The sequence below is a fragment of the Pseudomonas sp. MYb2 genome, assembly GCF_002979955.1.
In the GTDB taxonomy this organism is placed as follows: domain Bacteria; phylum Pseudomonadota; class Gammaproteobacteria; order Pseudomonadales; family Pseudomonadaceae; genus Aquipseudomonas.
Genome location: NZ_PCQC01000002.1, coordinates 109,997 through 130,110 on the forward strand (window position 1 = coordinate 109,997; position 20,114 = coordinate 130,110).

21 protein-coding genes are annotated in these 20,114 nt (G+C 60.5%); 14 read left to right on the forward strand and 7 right to left on the reverse strand.

Features of this window, described 5'->3' with window-relative positions:
• The first annotated feature begins 92 nt into the window (after window positions 1-92).
• The 7 genes from CQ009_RS03350 to CQ009_RS03375 all read left to right on the forward strand — a co-directional run bounded on the left by CQ009_RS03350 (window position 93) and on the right by CQ009_RS03375 (window position 5,915).
• Window positions 93-626, forward strand: a complete 534-nt coding sequence (locus tag CQ009_RS03350; RefSeq protein WP_105704861.1) for a spore coat U domain-containing protein — start codon at window positions 93-95, stop codon at window positions 624-626.
• A 20-nt stretch (window positions 627-646) separates the two neighbouring features.
• Complete coding sequence (locus CQ009_RS03355) at window positions 647-1,183, forward strand: spore coat U domain-containing protein (protein ID WP_064389251.1); 537 nt, start codon at window positions 647-649, stop codon at window positions 1,181-1,183.
• A gap of 4 nt (window positions 1,184-1,187) precedes the next feature.
• Window positions 1,188-1,688 carry a spore coat U domain-containing protein gene (locus CQ009_RS03360; protein WP_016983916.1) on the forward strand — a complete coding sequence of 167 codons (501 nt, stop codon included), beginning with the start codon at window positions 1,188-1,190 and terminating at the stop codon, window positions 1,686-1,688.
• A gap of 11 nt (window positions 1,689-1,699) precedes the next feature.
• Entirely contained in the window at window positions 1,700-1,834 is a 135-nt protein-coding gene (locus CQ009_RS30170) for a hypothetical protein (RefSeq protein WP_256585369.1), read from the forward strand.
• Entirely contained in the window at window positions 1,779-2,510 is a 732-nt protein-coding gene (locus CQ009_RS03365; protein ID WP_236708301.1) for a molecular chaperone, read from the forward strand. The genes CQ009_RS30170 and CQ009_RS03365 overlap by 56 nt, the downstream gene beginning before the upstream one ends.
• A 79-nt stretch (window positions 2,511-2,589) precedes the next feature.
• Window positions 2,590-4,947 carry a fimbria/pilus outer membrane usher protein gene (locus tag CQ009_RS03370; RefSeq protein ID WP_105704862.1) on the forward strand — a complete coding sequence of 786 codons (2,358 nt, stop codon included), beginning with the start codon at window positions 2,590-2,592 and terminating at the stop codon, window positions 4,945-4,947.
• Window positions 4,944-5,915 carry a spore coat U domain-containing protein gene (locus CQ009_RS03375; RefSeq protein WP_105704863.1) on the forward strand — a complete coding sequence of 324 codons (972 nt, stop codon included), beginning with the start codon at window positions 4,944-4,946 and terminating at the stop codon, window positions 5,913-5,915. Before CQ009_RS03370 ends, CQ009_RS03375 begins: the two co-directional genes overlap by 4 nt.
• A 137-nt stretch (window positions 5,916-6,052) precedes the next feature.
• Here CQ009_RS03375 and CQ009_RS03380 read toward each other — a convergent pair whose 3' ends face one another.
• The gene (locus CQ009_RS03380) at window positions 6,053-6,808 is read right to left on the reverse strand and encodes an anti-sigma factor (protein WP_105704864.1); all 756 of its coding nucleotides are present in this window, start codon (window positions 6,806-6,808) and stop codon (window positions 6,053-6,055) included.
• Window positions 6,805-7,311, reverse strand: coding sequence for a sigma-70 family RNA polymerase sigma factor (locus tag CQ009_RS03385; protein ID WP_105704865.1), 507 nt, complete (start codon window positions 7,309-7,311; stop codon window positions 6,805-6,807). Before CQ009_RS03385 ends, CQ009_RS03380 begins: the two co-directional genes overlap by 4 nt.
• 282 nt (window positions 7,312-7,593) lie before the next feature.
• Here CQ009_RS03385 and CQ009_RS03390 point away from each other — a divergent pair, with 282 nt between their 5' ends.
• The 5 genes from CQ009_RS03390 (at window position 7,594) to CQ009_RS03410 (ending at window position 13,103) form a co-directional block, all read left to right on the forward strand.
• The gene (locus tag CQ009_RS03390; protein WP_105704866.1) at window positions 7,594-9,186 is read left to right on the forward strand and encodes an amino acid adenylation domain-containing protein; all 1,593 of its coding nucleotides are present in this window, start codon (window positions 7,594-7,596) and stop codon (window positions 9,184-9,186) included.
• On the forward strand, window positions 9,183-10,517 hold the full coding sequence (locus tag CQ009_RS03395; protein ID WP_105704867.1) for a hypothetical protein: 1,335 nt from the start codon (window positions 9,183-9,185) through the stop codon (window positions 10,515-10,517). Before CQ009_RS03390 ends, CQ009_RS03395 begins: the two co-directional genes overlap by 4 nt.
• 52 nt (window positions 10,518-10,569) lie before the next feature.
• Window positions 10,570-11,334: an enoyl-CoA hydratase-related protein gene (locus CQ009_RS03400; RefSeq protein WP_105704868.1), complete on the forward strand. Its 765-nt coding sequence runs from the start codon at window positions 10,570-10,572 to the stop codon at window positions 11,332-11,334.
• 120 nt (window positions 11,335-11,454) lie between these two features.
• Window positions 11,455-12,561, forward strand: coding sequence for a catalase family peroxidase (locus CQ009_RS03405; protein WP_105704869.1), 1,107 nt, complete (start codon window positions 11,455-11,457; stop codon window positions 12,559-12,561).
• The gene (locus tag CQ009_RS03410; RefSeq protein ID WP_064389261.1) at window positions 12,558-13,103 is read left to right on the forward strand and encodes a cytochrome b; all 546 of its coding nucleotides are present in this window, start codon (window positions 12,558-12,560) and stop codon (window positions 13,101-13,103) included. Before CQ009_RS03405 ends, CQ009_RS03410 begins: the two co-directional genes overlap by 4 nt.
• Here CQ009_RS03410 and CQ009_RS03415 read toward each other — a convergent pair.
• On the reverse strand, window positions 13,100-14,299 hold the full coding sequence (locus CQ009_RS03415; protein WP_105704870.1) for an MFS transporter: 1,200 nt from the start codon (window positions 14,297-14,299) through the stop codon (window positions 13,100-13,102). The genes CQ009_RS03410 and CQ009_RS03415 overlap by 4 nt on opposite strands.
• A gap of 150 nt (window positions 14,300-14,449) precedes the next feature.
• Window positions 14,450-15,601, reverse strand: a complete 1,152-nt coding sequence (locus CQ009_RS03420) for a M14-type cytosolic carboxypeptidase (protein ID WP_064389263.1) — start codon at window positions 15,599-15,601, stop codon at window positions 14,450-14,452.
• A gap of 96 nt (window positions 15,602-15,697) precedes the next feature.
• Between CQ009_RS03420 and CQ009_RS30030 the strand changes: the two genes are divergently transcribed.
• Window positions 15,698-15,916 (forward strand): hypothetical protein, encoded by a 219-nt coding sequence (locus tag CQ009_RS30030; RefSeq protein ID WP_162531852.1) that lies wholly within the window; start codon window positions 15,698-15,700, stop codon window positions 15,914-15,916.
• Window positions 15,917-16,077: 161 nt separating this feature from the next.
• Here CQ009_RS30030 and CQ009_RS03425 read toward each other — a convergent pair whose 3' ends face one another.
• Window positions 16,078-16,416 (reverse strand): DUF6124 family protein, encoded by a 339-nt coding sequence (locus tag CQ009_RS03425; RefSeq protein ID WP_105704871.1) that lies wholly within the window; start codon window positions 16,414-16,416, stop codon window positions 16,078-16,080.
• Between the two features lie 130 nt (window positions 16,417-16,546).
• On the opposite strand from CQ009_RS03425, the gene CQ009_RS03430 reads away from it, so the two are divergent.
• Complete coding sequence (locus tag CQ009_RS03430; protein ID WP_105704872.1) at window positions 16,547-17,206, forward strand: LexA family transcriptional regulator; 660 nt, start codon at window positions 16,547-16,549, stop codon at window positions 17,204-17,206.
• A 39-nt stretch (window positions 17,207-17,245) separates the two neighbouring features.
• On the opposite strand, the gene CQ009_RS03435 is transcribed toward CQ009_RS03430, so the two are convergent.
• Together CQ009_RS03435 and CQ009_RS03440 are read right to left on the reverse strand one after the other, a co-directional pair.
• The gene (locus tag CQ009_RS03435) at window positions 17,246-19,195 is read right to left on the reverse strand and encodes an acetyl/propionyl/methylcrotonyl-CoA carboxylase subunit alpha (protein ID WP_105704873.1); all 1,950 of its coding nucleotides are present in this window, start codon (window positions 19,193-19,195) and stop codon (window positions 17,246-17,248) included.
• Window positions 19,195-20,010, reverse strand: coding sequence for a gamma-carboxygeranoyl-CoA hydratase (locus CQ009_RS03440; RefSeq protein WP_105704874.1), 816 nt, complete (start codon window positions 20,008-20,010; stop codon window positions 19,195-19,197). The genes CQ009_RS03435 and CQ009_RS03440 overlap by 1 nt, the downstream gene beginning before the upstream one ends.
• Window positions 20,011-20,114: the final 104 nt, after the last annotated feature.

Consider the following 20,114-nt stretch of genomic DNA (forward strand, 5'->3'; position numbering starts at 1 on the left):
TTCAAGGCACCCGGTGGACGCGGGTGTGCAAGGAAGGCGTTCCATGATGAACGCGGTGAATAAGTCAGCGTAAAGGAGCAGGGACGGGCGCAATGACAGGCAAACACTGGATAGTGGTAGCGGCAGGTACGCTGGCTATGCTCGCAGACAACGCGCAAGCCGCGGTCAGCGGGCAGATCAATGCGCGGCTGATCCTGATTGCCGGCTGTGAAGTCACCAACACCAGCACACCCGCCAGCCCGGTCAGCGATTTCGGCACGCTCGATTTCGGCCTTCAGGGCCCGACCTGGAACGCGCCGATCAAGGCCAGTCTCGGCAGTGACAGCAGCGGCAAACTCAACGTCGCCTGCAATCCTTCGGTCACCGGTTTCACCGTCACCATTGACGGCGGCGCCCACGGTGACGGCAACACCCGGCGCCTGAGCAACGGCCGCCAGACCCTTCCCTATCAGCTGTTCGTCGATCCCTCCGGCGCCCGGAGCTACAGCATCGGCCAGCAACACAATTTCGCTGTCACCAGCGCTGCGCAGATACCCATTCCGGTATTCGGCTCGGTGGTGGCGAATACCCGCGCGGTATCGGCAGGTGTCTATACCGACACGCTGACGGTGACGCTCGACTGGTAACCCCGTAGAGGACGGACACCATGCGTATGTTTGCATCAAGGATAGGTTTGTCGTTGCTTGGCCTGGCGCTGGTTTCCAGTGCCAACGCCGCCACCACGGTCACCGGCCAGATCACCTCCAGCCTGATTCTGATCAGCAGTTGTCAGGTCAACGGCGCTGGCGGTTCCACCGGGCTGAACTTCGGTGCGTTGAACTTCGGCACCGCCAACAGCCTGTTCACCACGGCCACCGGGCAAGTGTTGGGCGGTGGCGGCGGGGCGCTGTCGATTCTCTGTTCCAGCGGCACCACGCCGACGGTCAAGGTGCGCGCCGGTTCCCATGACGGCATGTCACCGGGCGGCACACGAGCGTTGTACGACGGGGTGGCCAATTACGTGCCGTACGACTTGTACACCGATGCCGGGCACTCGCAACTGCTGGCGATCGACGGGACGATCAATCTCGCCGCCAGCACCGGTGTCGCGCAGACGGTGAACATCTACGGTCAGGCGGTGGGCAAGGCCGGTTTGCCGGCGGGGACTTACACCGACACCGTCGCTGTTGAACTGACGTTCTGATGCCATGCGCCGCCATGGCTGTGCCGCGCTGCTCCTGCTCTGTGCCGGCAGTGCGCCGCTGCCGCTGACCGCAGCGACGAGCCAGAGCTTTCAGGTCAGTGCCACGGTCACTGCCGGGTGTCTGGTGGTGGGCGGGGTGTCGAACTATGGCGGGCTGAATTTCGGTTCGCGTTCGGCACTGGCTACCGGCACCGTGCAGGTCGCGCTGACCGGCGGGGTGCAATTGCAATGCACGCCGGGCGTAACGCTGAACATGAGCGTTGATGGCGGCCAGTACAACAGCAGCGGACGGCACATGCAGGTCAACAGCGGCAGCGCGCGGGTGGCGTATGCACTGTTTCGCGATGCGGCGTACAGCCAGAGCCTGGGCATTGGCCAGAGTGTGGCGGTGGCTTACAGCGATGCGAACAACATCAGCCTGCCGATTTACGGTCAGGTGCAATTGCCGGGCAATCAGCCTGGGGGGACGTACAGCGACGTGTTGCAGGTGCAACTGTCGTGGTAAGGCGAAGTTGAATGGCCGACAAGGAGCAGGTTTATGGGGTCAGTTACGTCACGGCATTCGCTCGTGTGTTGCGCGATGTGCGCGGTGGTCATGTTCGGGGCAAGCACCGCACACGCTGCCAGTTCGGTGCTGATCTGGCCGATTGATCCGGTGCTGGAGGCTGATCAACAGGCCAGTGCGCTGTGGCTGGAAAACCGCGGCAGCGAAACCGCCAATCTGCAGATCCGCGTATTCGGCTGGAGCCAGAGTGGTTTCGCCGAGCAATACCAGAACCAGCGCGACGTGATCGGCAGCCCACCGGTGGCGAAAATCGAACCGGGGCAGAAACAACTGGTGCGCCTGACCCGCACCAAGGAAGTGCCGCCGGGGCAGGAACTGGCCTACCGGATCATCATCGACGAAATTCCTTCCGCACAACCCGCGACCGCTGACGGAGGCAAAACCGCCGCAGCGATCCGCTTTCAGATGCGTTATTCGGTGCCGCTGTTTGCCTATGGCGCCGGGTTGTGGAGCAAAGAGGACAGCACCCGTGCGCGTGATCCCAAAGGGGTCGGCCTGCCGCAGTTGAGCTGGCGCACGGTAGCCGTGGACGGCAAGCCTTATGTGGAAGTGCGCAATCAGGGCGCGGTGCATGCGCGGTTGACCGACGTGGCTATAAAACAGGCCGGGCAGAGCAAACCGTTGGCCGAAGGGCTGCTCGGTTACGTGCTGCCGGGTGCGGTGATGCGCTGGCCGGCACCGACACCGCTGACCAATGATTCGGCGTTGCAGGTACGAGTAAATGGCGCGGCACAGGTGCAGAGCATCACGCCCGCCAAGTGAGTGAGTCGTAGCGCGGGCATCTGGCGTCGACGAAAGCGGTATCAGGAGGATTCAGTCCATTGACGGACGTAAAACGCGTATGAACCCAGGACGGGTTCGCCGTATTCAGCGTCCGTTGTGGCTCATCACCGGCGCGTGTTGCCTGATGTTCATTCAACCATCCGGGGCCGGCGATCTGCCGCCGCCACCGAGCGGCATGGAGGCCGTGAGTGATGCTCAGTTGTTTCTGGAACTGGTGGTCAACCAGATGAATACCGGACGCGTGGTAGCGGTGCAGCAGCGCGACGGTCGCTTGTTTTTGCCGGCGACGGCGTTACGCGAAACCGGCATGAAGTTGCCCGACAGCCTCGGCGCCGAGGTCGATCTCGACAGTCTGGCGGGGCTGCACAGTGACTACGACAGCGTCGGTCAGCGCCTGCTGCTGGATGTGCCGCCGGACTGGCTGCCAGAACAGTTCATCGGCAATCGGCAGAGCTATCCGCGGACGCCGGCGCTGAGCAGTTTCGGCGCGCTGTTCAACTATGACCTGTACCTCAATGACACCGACGATGCCGGCACTTATCTGGCAGCGTGGAACGAAGTACGGCTGTTCGACAGCTGGGGCACGCTGTCCAACACCGGGCAATACCGGCGAACCTTGTCCGGTGATTCGCTCAACACGCTGGACAACGGCTATCTGCGCTACGACACCACTTGGCGATACTCCGATGACGAGCGAATGCTCACCTACGAGGCGGGTGACGTGATCAGCGGTGCATTGCCGTGGAGCAGTTCGGTGCGGTTGGGTGGCGTGCAGTTTTCTCGGGACTTTGCGGTACGCCCGGATCTGGTGACCTATCCGTTGCCGCAATTTGCCGGTGAAGCGGCGGTGCCATCCTCGGTGGATCTGTTCATCAATGGCTACAAATCCAGCAGCGCAGATTTGCAGCCAGGACCTTACACGCTGACCAATATTCCGTTCATCAACGGTGCTGGCGAAGCCGTCGTAGTGACCACTGATGCGCTCGGTCGACAGGTCTCGACCACGGTGCCGTTCTATGTCACCAGCACCTTGCTGCAAAAAGGCTTGAGCGATTTTTCCGTGGCTGCCGGTACTTTGCGTCGCGACTATGGTTTGAAGGATTTCAATTACGGCCCGGGTGTCACCTCCGGCAGCCTGCGCTATGGCGTCAGCGACAGTTTCACCCTGGAAAGCCATGCCGAAGCGGCCGATTCGCTGACACTGGGCGGCCTCGGCGGCAATTGGCAGCTCGGTAACTTTGGTGTGCTCAACATTGCACTGAGCCAAAGCCGTTTCGACGGCGAGGGCGGCCACCAGGTCAGCCTGGGCTATCAGTACAGCAACCAGCGTTTCAGCTTTTCCTATCAGCGGCTGCAACGTCATGATCAATACGCCGATCTGAGCGTGGTCGACAGCCCGTACATCAGTCTCAGCCGGCGCAGCGAACAGGCGACCCTGAGCCTCAATCTCGAGCGCTGGGGCAGCCTCGGCGCGGGTTATTTCGATGTGCGCGCGGCGGACGATTCGCGCACGCGGCTGCTCAACCTCAGCTGGAGCAAACCGTTGTGGCGCAACAGCAGTTTCTACCTGTCGGCCAACCGTGAAATCGGCGACAGCAACTGGGCGGTGCAGGCGCAACTGGTGATTCCGTTCGACTTGCGCGGCAGTCTGGCGATCAGCACCGAACGCAGTAAAACCGGGCAGAGCCAGCAGCGGGTCAACTACAGTCGCGCGGTGCCGACCGAGGGCGGCGTAGGTTTCAATCTGGGTTACGCCAAGGGTGACGGCGCCGACTATCGTCAGGCTGACGTCACCTGGCGCCTGCAATCGGTGCAATTGCAGGCCGGTGTCTACGGTACTTCCGACGCCGAAACCCGTTGGGCCGACGCCAGTGGTTCACTGGTGTGGATGGACCGTCAGGTGTTCGCCGCCAACCGTATCGACGACGCTTTTGTGGTGGTCAGTACTGAGGGTTTTGCCGACATTCCGGTGCGCTACGAAAACCAGCAGGTCGGCCAGACCGACAAGAACGGTCATCTGCTGGTGCCGTGGAGCAGCGCTTATTACCGGGGCAAGTATGAAATCGATCCACTGAATCTGCCGGCCAACGTACGCAGTCCCAACGTCGAACAGCGCATTGCCGTGCGCCGTGGCAGCGGTTATCTGCTGGAATTTCCGCTGACCCGAGTGATTGCCGCGAGCATCGTGCTGGTCGACGCGCAGCAGCGCGAGCTGCCGTTGGGCGCGGGTGTTTTGCACGAGCAGAGCGGCACGCGGACGGTGGTCGGCTGGGATGGGTTGGTCTATCTGGAAAACCTGCAGGCGCAGAACTCGCTGCAAGTAACACTGGCCGACGGCAAGACCTGTCAGGCGCAGTTCAGTGTCGATCTGAATCAGGATCAGGTGCCGTTGATTGGCCCGTTGGTGTGTCAATGATGTTCCGGCGATGGCTGTTATGTCTGGCACTGCTTATACCCGGGGCGGTGCAGGCCGCGTGTTCGGTGGTCAGCACCACGCCGGCGGCGTTCGGTATGCTCAGTTCGATCGCCGTACGCACGACTTCGCAGCCCAGTTCCACACTGAATGCCGGTTTGAGTTGCACCGGCTCTCTGTTGTCCCTGCTGACCAGCAACGACCACTTCTGGGGCACCGTTTCTTCGACTAAAAGTGGTCTGGTCGGGCCGACCGGCGATGTCATCAATTACACGATCTACGCCAACAACAGCACCAGCTACCCGCTGACGCGCGGCACCGCCTACGACTTCGCGCGCAACGGCATCATCGATGCCTTGGGCCTGCTCAACGGTACGACGCCGAAAACCGTGCCGCTGTATCTCGGCACAACCATTGGCAGCAACGTCGCCGCCGGGGTGTACACCGAAACCCTGAGCATTTTCTGGAACTGGAATTACTGTTCCGGGATCGGCATCGGTGCCATTTGCATTGGGCGCGATATCGCCAACGGCACGACTTCTTTGACGGTGAACCTGACGGTGTCCAACGACTGCACGATTACCGCGCCGAACATTGCCTTCGGCAGCGCGCCGGTGGTTAGCGCGTTCACCCCGGTGACCGGACAAACGATCAATCTGGCCTGCACCAAGGGCAGTGCTTACACCGTGGGGTTGAGCGATGGACAGAACCCGGTGAGTGTCGGCGGGCGGCGGCGGATGATTTCCGGGAGCAATTTTCTCGCCTATGACATTTTCAAAAGCGCCGGTACCACGCGCTGGGGCAGTGTTGGCGCGGCGCGGCGCGCCAGTACCGATGCCGAGGTGAATCCGGGTAACGGGTTGGGCACCGGTAGCCAGATCTTCAATTACAACGCAAAAATCTACACCGACCAGACCACACCACCGGCGGGCACTTATCTGGACAATGTGGTGCTCGACGTCGGTTTCTGAGCCTGACTCGCCCCCTTGCTGACCCGACTCAATCCCTGTAGGAGCTGTCGAGTGCAACGAGGCTGCGATCTTTTGACCCTGTTTTTTAAGATCAAGATCAAAGGATCGCAGCGTGCCGCAGCTCCTACGGGAGCGATTCAGAATTGCAGCGATTGCCTGAGCTGTTGCGCCGCCGGGGAGTCAGTCGGGCTGACCATCGCGTAGTTGTACCCACCACCCGACCAGTATTCGGCCTGCAAGTCGCCGTCACTGCGGGTACCGCGCGGCAAAAAAGTATTTTTCGGTCCCGGTGGGCGAACGTAAAAGCTCACCTTGTGCCCGCTGCCATCCTCATACATGACCATCGCCGCCGGGCCTTCGTCAGTGCTGAGCAGGCGTCCGCTGACCGGTTCAAACCCGGCCGCTTTCAGATCGGGCAAGCGACTGGCTTTGGTGAAGTAGCGGTCGAGCCAGCGTTGCATGTCACCGTCGCTGTCGACCTTGTAATCGGCCGGCAACATCCCTTGCTGGGCGATCAGCCGATACGCCTGCAACGCGTCGGTCATCGGTAACAGGGAAGGGCGCACCAGGGTCATCTCACGGGCCTGCCAGCCGCTGAAGCCGCCGACGCTCACCGCGATCAACAGCACCGCCGCACTGGCCAGATGGCGACGTGCCTGGCGCTGACGACGCTGGCGGAGCATCAGCGGGTCAAGCGCCGGATTGGCCGGTAGCTGCAAGGCACCGCCAAGCGCCGCGCGCAATTGCTGGGCATCCTGCTGCCAGGCGCGTACTTGCGCAGCGTGTTCCGGATGACTGGCCAACCAGGTTTCCAGCACACGCCGGTCGGCGTCGCTGAGCTGGTGGTCGACGTAAGCGTGCAAATCACGCTCGCTGGGAGGCAGGCTGATCATTTGAGTATCCGCAAAGAAGGGCTGCTGATTTCGCCGTCGCTGAGTTGGCGCAAGGCCTGGCGGGCGCGGGACAGGCGCGACATCACGGTGCCGATCGGGGCGCCGAGAATCTCGGCGACCTCTTTATAAGTCAGGCCTTCCACCGAAACCATCAACAGCAGGGCGCGTTGTTCGGTCGGCAATCGGTCGAAGGCCTGCAGGGTCGACTGGGCAATCACGGTGCGTTCCACCGAAGGCTCGGCATCCTCGCGTCCGGTGAAAAACTCGAGCATCCGCGCATAGCGCCGCGAGCGCCGGTGGGCGTCGAGAAACTGCCGGTAGAGGATTGCGAACAGCCAGGCACGCAAGTCGCCGTCGGCGCGCTTGGCGCCCCAACTCGACAAGGCACGCTCCAAGCAGGCCTGCACCAGATCGTCGGCGCTGCTGCTGTTGCGCGTCAACGACACGGCAAAGCGGCGCAATCGCGGGATCAATTCACGTAGCTGTTGGTCTAGCTCGTTCATGGTGAGGTATTCATGCCGTAGTGCTGATGAAATGGAACATGCCTTGAGGCCCGAAACGCGGTGTTGGCTTGGAAGACGTCCCGGCGCGCCGATTATTCCATCCGCGGCAGTGAAAGTTTTTGTACCTCGCTTTGTAGGATAGTTCGCCGCGCTTTGTAGTCACTGTAATGGCGGCTGATTTCCCTTCTCAACCCTTTTGACTGACACGTCTGGCAGGCGGTGTAGCCCCAAGCCACTGCGCCAGGCGTGACTGAACCATTGTCGGGATAGAAGGGAAGTCCAATGCAAACATTCGCGAGGAATAACCGTTGTGCATCAAGCACGTTGACGGCTTCGGTTGAATCAAAGTCATGGCCGCGTTTTGGATGCGGTCCGCTGCGCCAGCCTCAAGCGACTTTGATCCACCGCGCCATCGAAGCGCAGGCGATAGCCCGGCCTCAGGCTATCGCTGCGGAGTATCAGGGCCGCTCCATCACTTACCGCGAATTGAATCGCCAAGCCAATCGTCTCGCCGCAACCCTGCTGGAGCAAGGTGTAGTGGCGGACGATCATGTCGCGCTGTTTGTCGAACGCTCGATCCCGATGCTGGTGGGCATGCTGGCGGTGCTGAAAATCGGTGCCGCCTATATTCCGCAGCATGTGGGCGTTACCCCGGCGGCGCAGATGCGGCATATCCTTACGGTGGCCAACGTGCGCGTGGTACTGACGCTGGCGAAACTGGCATCGGCGCTGCCGCTGACGGCGGCACAACAGTGCATCCACCTTGACGCGTTCATCAGCGTCGACAGTGTCGCTGCAGATGACCGGAACATCGGCAGCGCAGCGTCATCGCCTGATTCGTTGTGTTTTGTGCTGTTCACGTCCGGCACCACTGGCCAGCCCAATGGTGTTCGCGTGACGCAACGCAACGTCTGCAACATTCTCCTGACCGCGCCCGGCAACCTCGGCATTCGTCCCGGGTTGAGGGTCGGACAGATCCTCAATATCGCCTTTGATATGTCGGCCTGGGAAGTGCTGGGGTGTCTGGCCCATGGGGCGACACTGTTGATCCGGGGCAAGGACATTGCCCAGACTGCCGAGCGCTGCGACGTGTTGATTGCGACGCCATCGATTCTCGCCACCCTTGATCCGGCGCGCTGCACTCAACTGAAAGTGGTCGCGCTGGCGGGTGAGCCATGTCCGCAACCGTTGGCGGATCGCTGGTCGGCGTTTTGCACGTTCTATAACGCCTGCGGGCCGACTGAAACCACCATCGTCAATACCATGCAGCACTATCGGGGCGTCGGACCATTGACGATTGGCAAACCGACTCCCAACAACACGGTTTATGTATTGGATGAGGCGGGCCAGCTCTGCGCGCCGGGTGAGCCGGGCGAAATGTGGGCCGGCGGCAATTGCGTCACGGCCGGGTACTTGGGCAATCCCGAGTTGACCGCCGAGCGTTATCAACCCGATCCGTTTCTCGGACAGGGGCGCATGATGTTTCGCACCCGTGATCTTGCACGCTGGACAGTCGACGGTGAGCTTGAACACTTGGGCCGCATCGATGATCAGGTCAAGGTCAGAGGCTTTCGGGTCGAGCTCGACTCGGTCTCTGCAGCGTTGGAGTCAGCGCCCAATTGTGAGCGTGCGGTGACGCTCAAGCTCGACAGTCGCCATCTGGTGGCATTCGTCTATCCACCCACCACGGATATCGATGTCGCGCGCAGCCTGTGCGCAGAGCGGCTTGCCTATTACTGCGTGCCGTCCCTGATTCTTGCCGTCGAGGCCATTCCGTTGACGTCGCGTGGCAAGGTCGACAAGCGTTTGTTGCTTGAGTGGGCAGTGGCGCATCAGGCGCAAGATGCTCGCACCGAACAGGCGGTGACGGCATGAGCGGGCTGGCTTCGAACCTGCAGATGCCGCCCAAGCGAGCACTTTGGCGGCGCCTGGGAGCGCTGCCGATGTGCTCGCATTACAACCGTCTGGTGGTGTTGGTATTCACCGCCAACCTTGCCGCGCTGATGTACGGTTTGAACCTCGGTGAGTGGTGGACAAGCGCGGGCGTGAACTTGCCGACCCTGTCGGGGCTGGTGGTGGCGAACCTGTCGATGGCGATCCTGATTCGCCAGCAATACCTGATCAATCTGCTGTTCTGGCTGGCCACCCGGGCGCCCACCACCTGGCCGCTGGCGATTCGCCGGACGTTGGCCAAGGTCTACCATTTCGGCGGGCTGCACAGCGGTGGCGCGATGGCGGCGATTGCCTGGTTTGCGACATTGCTCGGATCAATGATCTGGCAGCGTTTTGCCGGGCCGGGAGGGGTTTCGCTGGCGCTGATCGGAGTGAGCTGCGGATTGTTCGGTTTGCTGCTGCTGGTTGCGATCATGGCGTTGCCGGGTATACGCGGGCGCTTTCACAACGCTTTCGAACGGACTCATCGTTTCGCCGGTTGGGCAGCGCTGTTGATGTTCTGGGCGATGACGCTGATGTTTGCCCAAGAGCAGAATCCTGCCTTGGCGCTGACAGACGTTCTGCTGCAATCGGTGTCGTTCTGGATGCTGCTGTTGCTGACGTTGAGTATCGCCTCGCCGTGGCTGCGTTTGCGCAAAGTCCCGATCAGTGTGGTCAGGCCCTCCGCGCATGCGGTGGTCGCGCGTTTTTCCCATCACACACCGTTTGCCGGCTCCGCCACAGCGATCAGTCGTAATCCGCTGTGGGAATGGCACTCCTTTGCCAATATTCCTGCACCCGCAGAGAACGGTTTCCGACTGATCATTTCAAGAGCGGGAGACTGGACGGGAGCATTCATCGAGCAGGTGCCGACCCACGTCTGGGTCAAGGGCATCAGCACGGCGGGCGTGGCGCGCATTGAAACGCTGTTCAAATCGGTGGTCTACGTCGCCACCGGCAGTGGAATCGGTCCGGTGTTGCCGCACCTGTTGGCCAAACAAGTGCCGATTCGCCTGATCTGGTCGACCCGCAGTCCGCGAACCACCTATGGCGATGCGCTGGTGGACGAAATTCTCGCGGCGCAACCGGACGCGCTGATCTGGGACACCGCGGTGTCGGGCAAACCCGATCTGGTCAAGTTGGCGTATGACGCCGTGCAGTCGTTCGGCGCAGAGGCAGTGATCTGCATTTCCAACCAGAGGCTGACGCAGCAGGTGGTTGAGGAAATGGAAGCTCGCGGTATTCCGGCCTACGGCGCCATCTGGGATTCCTGACACCACTGCGACGTTTTTCCCACAGATTTTTTATTCAAGGAGCGAGACCAACATGAACATTTTGATCGAACGACTGGGGCGCGTGGCGCTGATCCGGCTTAACCGTCCACAGGCGCGCAATGCGCTGAATACGCAAATGATGACGGAGTTGCTGGAGACCCTGCGTGGGCTGGATAACGACCCGGGTGTAGGCTGTTTCCTGATCACCGGTACACACGAATACTTTGCTGCGGGAGCCGATATCAAAGAGATGTACGCCATGTCTTGCCTGGAGATGATCGAGCAAGATTACTTCGCCGGATGGGACGAGTTTGCCGCGTTCAGGACACCGAAAGTGGCTGCAGTGGCGGGGTTTGCCTATGGCGGCGGTTGCGAGTTGGCGATGATGTGCGACGTGATTATCGCTGCCGAATCGGCGCGATTCGCCTTGCCGGAAATCACCCTCGGGGTGATGCCCGGGATGGGCGGCACCCAGCGCCTGACCCGATTGATCGGGCGCGCCAAGGCCATGGACATGATTTTGACCGGGCGCTCGATCTGCGCTCGGGAAGCCGAACAGGCCGGATTGGTTTCACGGGTGACCGCCACCGACGATTTGCTTGCGCAGGCGTTGGCGGTCGCGCAGCGTATCGGCGGATTTCCCCGCACGGCGACCCGCGCAGCCCGCGAGGCGGTGGATCGTGCGCTGGAGCCGGGGTTGCGCGAAGGCCTCCTGTTCGAACGTCGGGTGTTTCATGGCTTGTTCGCAACGCCCGGGCAAAAGGAGGGAATGCAGGCGTTTTTGCAAAAGCGTGAGCCGCGATTTCAGCCGATTTAATCTGCTCGACGCAGCGCCATACGCATCGTCCTGAAAGAAACTACAGTTCAAAGGGAATAATCCTACGAGGCGTGCGTCTCATAGCACCTTTCCCTACGGCCGATGGCCCTGGAGTCTTTCATGGTTGATCGCAGCTCACCGCCCACTTCACCGCCAGGCGGGCCACAGCGCCCGCCTTTGAGCGCCGCGAGCCTGATCTTGCGTCTGAGCGGCATTGCCGTGGTCGTCGCTGCCGTCGCCGGGGCGTTTGCCTACGTGCACGGTAACTTCGACCCACAACGTCTGACGCCGAAAGCGCTGGTCGATGTGCTGGAGAAAAACAACGGCGTACATCCCGGATTTCGTCGTAACCATGCCAAAGGTGTGTGCGTGATCGGCCATTTCGAGAGCAGTGGCGAGGCGCGGGTGTTTTCTTCCGCGCAAGTATTCAACGATCCGCGTACCCCGGTGGTCGGGCGTTTCGCGCTGCCGGCGGGCAACCCTTATGCGCCTGACAGTAGTGTGCCGATTCGCAGTCTGGCGTTGCGTTTCACTCAGGCCAACGGGCAGCAATGGCGCACCGGGATGAACAGCATGCCGGTGTTTCCGGTAGGCACGCCCGAGGCGTTCTACCAGTTGCAGCAGGCGCAGTCACCCGACCCGGCCACCGGCAAACCTGATCCATCGAAAGTCCCGGCGTTTTTCGCTTCACATCCCGAAGCTGTGCCGTTTCTGACCTGGGTGAAGACCGCCAAGCCGTCGGCCAGTTATGCCACTGAAACCTACAACAGCATCAACGCGTTTTATCTGGTGGACGCCAGCGGCAAAAAGCAGGCAGTGCGTTGGAGCATGACGCCCATGGCTGCAGATGCTGCGGGTGCCACCGCACCTGAAGGCGGCGATTTTCTCGAAAAGGATCTGGTGCAAAAGCTCGCCGCCGCACCGCTGCGCTTTCAGTTGAATATCACCCTGGCCAATCCCGACGACCCGGTCAACGATGCCAGTAAAACCTGGCCGGCCGGGCGCAAAGTGCTGAATGCCGGCACGCTGGTACTGGAGAAAACCCAGCCGCAACTCAGTGGTGAGTGCCGCGACATCAACTACGACCCATTGGTACTGCCCTCGGGGATTGAAGGTACTGACGATCCATTGCTTGCCGCGCGCTCTGCCGGTTACGCCGATTCCTATCTGCGTCGCACCAGCGAAGTCAGCCAGTTGCCCGCCGCCAAACAGGAGGCTCGTCCATGAGAACCCAACCGACTCATTTCGCCCTGTTGGCGCGCCTGCTGCATTGGCTGATGGCGGTGATGATTATCGCCATGCTGTTTATTGGCGCGGGTATGGTCACCTCGGTGTCGTCGCGGCATGAATGGTTGATTCATCTGCACAAACCTTTGGGCATTGCGATTCTGGCGCTGGTGATCGTGCGCCTGCTGGTGCGTTTGACCACCCGCCAGCCACCGCTGCCGGCGGATTTGCCGGGCTGGCAGGTGATGGCGGCCAAGGCTTCGCATCTGTTGTTGTATGCGTTGATGCTGGTGTTGCCGCTGCTTGGCTGGGCGATGATCAGTGCTTCGGGCGAGCCGGTCATGCTCAGCACCTCTGTGCAGCTACCGTCGATTGTGCCAGCGGATGCGCAACTGTTTGCGTTACTGCGCAAGGCCCATGGGTATTTGGCGTATCTGCTATTTCTGACGGTGTTGCTGCATCTGGCGGCGGCGTTGTTCCACGGCTGGGTGCGCCGTGACGAGGTGCTCGACAGCATGTTGCGCGGCCGCGATCGCCGTTAACCCGACTGGCTGGCGCATCGCGCAGGTGCGCCACTTTTCAGGGTCAGCCACCAATACCCCAATGCGACGGCGTTGATGCCTGCACCCAGCAGGCACACGCCAGCCCAGCCCGCCCAGGCGTACATGGCGGTTGAGGCAATTGAACCGCCAGCGCTACCAATCGAATAAAACAGCATGTAACCGGCGGTGAGGCGACTTTGCGCTTCGGGGCGCACGCTGTAGATCATGCTCTGACTGGTGACATGTACGGCTTGCAAGCCCAGATCCAGAGTGATCACGCCGAGCAGTAAGGCCCACAGCGAGGACCCGGTCAGAGCGATGGGCAGCCAGGACGCGAGCATCAGCAGCAGCGAAAGCCCGCTGACCCATTGACCGAGACCGCGATCGGCCAAGTGCCCGGCACGCGCGGCGGCCAGCGCACCGGCGGCACCCGCGAGGCCGAACAGACCGATTTCGCTGTGCGAAAGCGACAGCGGCGGGGCGGACAGCGGCAACACCATTGGCGTCCACAGCACCATGGCGCTGGCGAATGTCAGCAGCGCGAGTATCGCGCGTTGGCGCAGCACCGCCTCCTGCCTGAACAGGCTGAATACCGAGGCAATCAACGCCACATATGTGGTGTCGGGCTGCGGCGGTTCATCCTTGGGCAATACACCGAACAGCAACAATGTCATCAGCAACGTCAGCCCGGCCGAGAGCAAATAGATCGCCTGCCAGCCGGCCAGATCAGCCATTGCACCGGCGGCCGTGCGCGCCAGCAAGATGCCGACGACGATCCCGCTGGTCACCACGCCGACTACGCGGCCCCGTTGCGCCGGGTCAGCCAGCGTTGCAGCGTAAGCCACCAGCACTTGCGTCACGACGGCGAGCAGGCCGGTCAGTGTCATGCCCAGTAACAGCCAGGCGCTGTTCGGCGCCCACGCGATCATCAGCAAAGCGACTACCGAGAGCAGGTTTTGCGTAACGATCAGCCACCGCCGGTTGAGCAGATCACCCAGCGGCACCAGCAGTACCAATCCAATGCCGTAACCCGTCTGCGTCAGGGTAATGACGATGCCGATGCTGGCCGGCGACATTGCAAAAGCTTCGGCCATGGCATCCAGCAGAGGCTGTGCGTAATAGACATTACCCACTGCCAGGCCACAAGCCACGGCGAAAAGCAGCACAACGCTGCTGTTTAACGATTTAAGTTGCATGCCCGACGTCCTGTATAGGTTTCAAAATAAAACCAGAGTTACGGTACGGGCTGAGGTTTTGATTTGCAACCGGATTGCGCGAGTCTTTGAATTCCACAAAGCAAAAGATCGCAGACTGGCTGCGATCTTTTGGTGTAGCGGGAGGAGGGATCAGCGCAGGGTATCGACCATGTCGGCGATGGTGGTCAGCACGTCCTTGCCCAGTTGTTTTGAACGTTTGCCAGACCAGCCGGTTTGTTTATCGGGATGGTCGTCGTGATCTTTGAATGGCATTTCCAGAGTCAGCGACAGACAGTCGTACTTTTGACCGACGCTGTTGCAGGCCAGAGTCATGTTGGCCTGGCCCGGTTCGTCGCGGGTGTAGCCGTGTTGGGTCTGGAAGTCTTTGGTGGTGTGTTTCAGGTGGCTGCGGAAATGCTCTTCGAGTTTCTCCAGACGTGGCGTGTAGCCTGGATTGCCTTCGCAACCGGCGGTGAATACGTGGGGGATTTCTTCGTCGCCGTGTATGTCGAGGAACAGATCGACGCCGTATTTTTCCATTTGCTGTTGTACGAAAAATACTTCGGGGCTGACCTCTTGACTGGCGTTCTGCCAGGCGCGGTTCAAATCCTGGCCCATCGCATTGGTGCGCAGGTGACCGTGGAAAGCGCCGTCGGGGTTCATGTTCGGCACCAGATACAGATCGGCACTGGCCAGGAGTTTGTCGAGCAACGGGTCGTCATGTTTTTCCAGACGTTCGATTACGCCTTCCATGAACCATTCGGCCATGTGCTCGCCCGGATGCTGTTGGGCGATGATCCATACTTTGCGCTGGCCCTCGGCACCGGTGCCTTTGCGCAGCAATTGTATATCGCGGCCCTCGATACTTTTACCGGTGGCCAGCAGTTCAGTGCCAGCCTTGCTCAGCGCCTGCTCGATCAGCCAGTCGTGACGGCCACGGCTGTAGGGTTCGAAATAGGCAAACCAGGCGTGGGTCTGGCTTGCTTCGAGACCAAAACGCAGGCAGTCGCCTTCGAAAATCGTCGGTACGCGGAACCAGTTGACGTGATCGTAGGAGGCCACGGCTTGATAGCCGGTCCAGGCTTTGTTGTAGGAAGACTGACTGGCGTTGTTGAGGCGAAACCAGTGTTCCTGGCCTACATGCAGACCGCTGGCTTTGAAGTGAAACCATTGGAAATGGGCGCTGCGGGTGTCGGGGCGAATGGCCAGAACCGGGTTGAGCGGGTTGCTGATATCGATGACTTGAATATTGCCGCTGTCGAAATTGGCGCTGATGTCGAACGAAGATTTGGCCACGGTCATAGTCGGTTCCTGAATATGATTTTTATGGCCGTTACTTTACACGCAGGAAGGGCTGAAACCGAGGGGAATTGCGGGGTGTGCTGGGGGGCGTCCTCCATGACGCGAATGCAGCTTAGTGAGTGTGCGATTGATTCTCAAGTGCTATTTGTCATTAGTTTGCCCCAATGTGGCCGGGCTCGGCTTGCCAATCGATATTCTTTTGATATTATCCGCGCCATCGAATTCGCAGCACCTAAAGACTTCATTAGCCTGAAGCCACAAGCCCAAAAAAAGGGCAAAAAAAGACCCGGCAAAAAGCCGGGTCAAAAACCGTGATTAGCCTGATGAGGAGATAGTCCAGAAGACCGACCTAAGGTCTCTGGTCCATCGACTGATCTCGCGACCAGCTGCTTGCAATAATAATCATTATCATTTGCAAGTCAAATGTTTTTATCTGTGCGATGGGAGAATTCTTTCCCGTCCGTCCTGATCCGTCCTCAGATTTCATCGCCGTCGATCGAATGGTCGACCATCGCCCGCGCCATATCCACCATATGCACCACCGAAAAAGCCAGATCGCGACTTGCGCCCTGCAGGTTTTCTGCGGCCTTGCACGCGGTGGCGGCTGCACAGCGCAATAAATCCGACGCGTGCACCAAGGCTTCTTCGCCGCTGACATGACGATTGACGTCGAAGAAACGCTCATCGACCTCAGGTTCTGAAACAGCTGGTTTCAAGTAATAGTCCAGCGCTCGCTGCGCCGCGGCATTGCCTTGTGGCGAGGTGAACGTGGTGTCCATTTGCAGGTCGGGCAAGTCTTTGCTGCTGATATCCATGATGAGAGGTCACTCCTTGTCACATTGAAAATCCGTGTTCGCAGCATAGTACGATACGTAGTTGTGACCAGAATTTAAATACTACAATATGTGTTTTGCCGGCCGAAGGCGGCCGAGTAAGGTGCCGCACATGGATAAATGGATTGAGCTGGTCAAGGCCAAGATGAGTGAGCTCAAAATCACTCAAACAGAGCTCGGAGAGCGCGTCGGCATGTCCCAGGGCGGGATCGGCCATTGGCTGAACAAACGTCGCGAACCCGGCATAACGGAAATGAACCGCGTATTGCATGCGCTGGGCATGGACTTCCTTGAAGTGGTGCTGGTGATTCGCGAGCCGCCACTGACGCCGGACGACGAGATGCCGCTGGCGCAGAAGTACAACCCGTACTTCCGCTACCCGGTCAGCGATTGGCACACGCCGTGCGAGGTACGCGAGAGCGGGCAGTCAGCCTACACTCCGGCAGCGGATAAACAGCGTTTTCAACTGACGGATTACCACTCCCGAGGCGCAGCGTTCTGGCTGACGGTCACGGGTAACTCGATGACCGCGCCGAGTGGCCAAAGCATTGCCGAAGGCATGCTGATTCTGGTCGATCCGGAGGTGGAGGCGGTGCCCGGCAAGCTGGTGATCGCCCAGTGGCAGGGCAGCGAGGAAGCGATATTCCGCAAGCTAGACGAAGAGGGCGGCCAGCGTTATCTGGTGCCGCTCAATCCGACCTGGCCGAAAGCCCTGTTCACCGATGAGTGTCGAATCATCGGTGTTGTGGTTCAGGCAACGGCGCGTTACTAGTCAGATCGATCCGCGCCCGGCGTAGGATCGATCCTCACTTCACACAGCTTCCAATTCAACCAAAGCGCTGCCTTCGCCGACCATTTCGCCTTCCTGGCAATACAGCGCTTTGATCACTCCAGCGTGGGGCGCACGGATGCTGTGTTCCATCTTCATCGCTTCCAGCACCACCAGTTGCGCACCGGCCTCGACCGATTGGCCAGCCTCGACCAGCACCCGGACGATGCTGCCGTTCATCGGTGCAGTCAGGCCGCCCTGATGACTGTGACTGGCTTCGACGGCACTGATCGGGTCGTGCATGGTAATCCGGCGCAACTCGCCTTCCCATTGCAGGTACAGCGCATCGCCTTGGCGGATAGCACGCAACGTGCGACGTACCCCGTCGTGTTCAACGATGAGTTGCTCGTCGATCAGTTTGCCGTGGCCCGCGGCACTCAGCGTCAGCGCTCGATCCTGCCCCTCACAACTCAAATGCAGCGTGACTTCCGGAGGCAGACCCGCGCGCAACCCGCTGTTCAGCGACCACGGCGAAGCAGGGTCATCCAGGCGCGCAAGTTGAGGCAGACTCTGTGCCACCGCTTGAGCCGCGGCTTCCCAGAACGCTTCGCTCAACGTGCCCGCTACCGGCAGCAACTGTTCCTGATAACGCGGAATAAACCCGGTATCCAGCTCCGCCGCGGCGAAAGCCGGGTGCGCGATGATCCGCCGCAAGAAGTTGATGTTGGTTTTCAAACCACCAATCGCGAATTCATCCAGCATGCTCAGCAAACGCAGGCGTGCCTGCTCACGATCCTCACCCCAGGCAATCAGCTTGCCGAGCATCGGGTCATAGAACGGTGAAATCTCATCGCCTTCTTCAACCCCGCTATCGACTCGACGCCCGGGTCCCGCAGCGGACTCGCGATACAAGTCCAAACGTCCGGTGGCCGGCAGGAAGTCATTCGATGGATCTTCGGCATACAAGCGCACTTCAATCGCATGGCCATTGAGCGGCACTTGCGTCTGAGTGATCGGCAGCGCTTCACCACGGGCCACGCGGATTTGCCAGGCCACCAGATCCAGACCAGTGATCGCCTCGGTCACAGGGTGCTCAACCTGTAGCCGCGTGTTCATCTCCATAAAGAAAAACTCGCCGCGCGCATCCAGCAAAAACTCCACTGTACCGGCGCCGACATAACCGATCGCCTGCGCCGAACGCACGGCGGCTTCGCCCATCGCGCGACGCAGCTCCCCGGACAAACCCGGTGCCGGAGCTTCTTCGACGACTTTCTGATGGCGTCGCTGAATCGAGCAATCGCGCTCATTGAGGTACAGGCAGTTGCCATGCTGATCGGCGAACACCTGGATTTCCACGTGACGTGGTTTGAGCAGATACTTCTCCACCAGCATTCGTGAGTCGCCGAACGACGACAGCGCTTCCCGTTGCGCAGAGGCGAGGGCTTCGGCCAGTTGGCTGACCTCCTCGACCACTTTCATGCCTTTGCCACCGCCGCCGGCAGTTGCCTTGAGCAACACTGGATACCCGATGCGTTCGCAAGCAGCGCGGAAGGTATCCAGATCCTGCGCTTCGCCGTGATAACCCGGTACCAGCGGCACGCCGGCGGTTTCCATCAAAGCTTTGGCGGCGGACTTGCTGCCCATGGCATCGATGGCCGAAGCGGGTGGACCAAGGAAGATCAGCCCCGCCGCTTCGATGGCGCGAGCAAATCCGGCGTTCTCCGACAGAAAACCATAACCTGGATGAATCGCCTGCGCGCCGCTGGCCTTGGCCGCGGCGATCAATTTGTCGATTTGCAGATAACTCTCGGCGGCTTTGCTGCCGCCCAGGTCAACACGGATATCCGCTTCACGGCTGTGCCGCGCTTCGCGGTCAGTGGCACTGTGTACGGCGACGGTCGTCAGGCCCAGCGCTTTGGCGGTGCGCATCACGCGGCAAGCGATTTCGCCACGGTTGGCCACCAGCAGGGTGGTGAGAACAGGTGCGCTCATCAACGCGGCTCCTTGGTGGTGGTTGCGGCTTGCCAGTTCGGCGAACGTTTTTGCAGAAAGGCGCGCAAGCCTTCCTGGCCCTCAGGGCTGACGCGAATGCGGGCGATGGCATTTTCGGTGTAGCGACGCAGCGCCGGGGTCAGTGCGCCGTTGCCGACTTCACGCAACAAGTCTTTGCTGGCGCGCATGGCGGCAGGGCTGTTGAGCAGCAAATTGTTGATCCATTGTTCGACTTGCTCATCCAGTTCGGCAGCCGGATAGCTGTCGGACAACAACCCAATTTCCCGCGCCCGCTGACCGCCAAAACGTTCAGCGGTCAGCGCATAACGCCGCGCTGCACGCTCGCCAATGGCTTGCACCACGAACGGGCTGATCACCGCGGGCGCCAGACCGATACGCACTTCCGACAGGCAGAACTGCGCATCATCGGCGCCAATCGCCATGTCGCAGCAACTGATCAGCCCGAGCGCGCCACCAAACGCCGCGCCTTGCACCACGGCCAGGGTCGGGATTTTCAGCTTGGCGAGGTTGTACATCAGCTCGGCCAGCTCGCGGGCGTCGTCGAGATTGGTGTGGTAATCGAGTTCGGCTGATTGCTGCATCCACGCCAGATCAGCGCCGGCGCTGAAATGCTTGCCACGGCCGCGCACCAGCAGGAAACGCAGGCTGGCGTCACTGGCAACCTTGTCGAGGGCGAGGATCAGTTCACGGATCATCTCGGCGTTGAACGCGTTGTTTTTTTCCGCGCGGTTTAGCCACAGCGTCGCGAAACCTCGTGGGTCGCTGTGCAGTTCGAGGGTGTTGAAATCGCTCATATTCATCCGTCTCCACGGTTCCTGTGGGAGCGAGCCTGCTCGCGAAAGCGATGTATCAGTCGACGTATCCGCTATCTGACAAGCCGTATTCGCGAGCAGGCTCG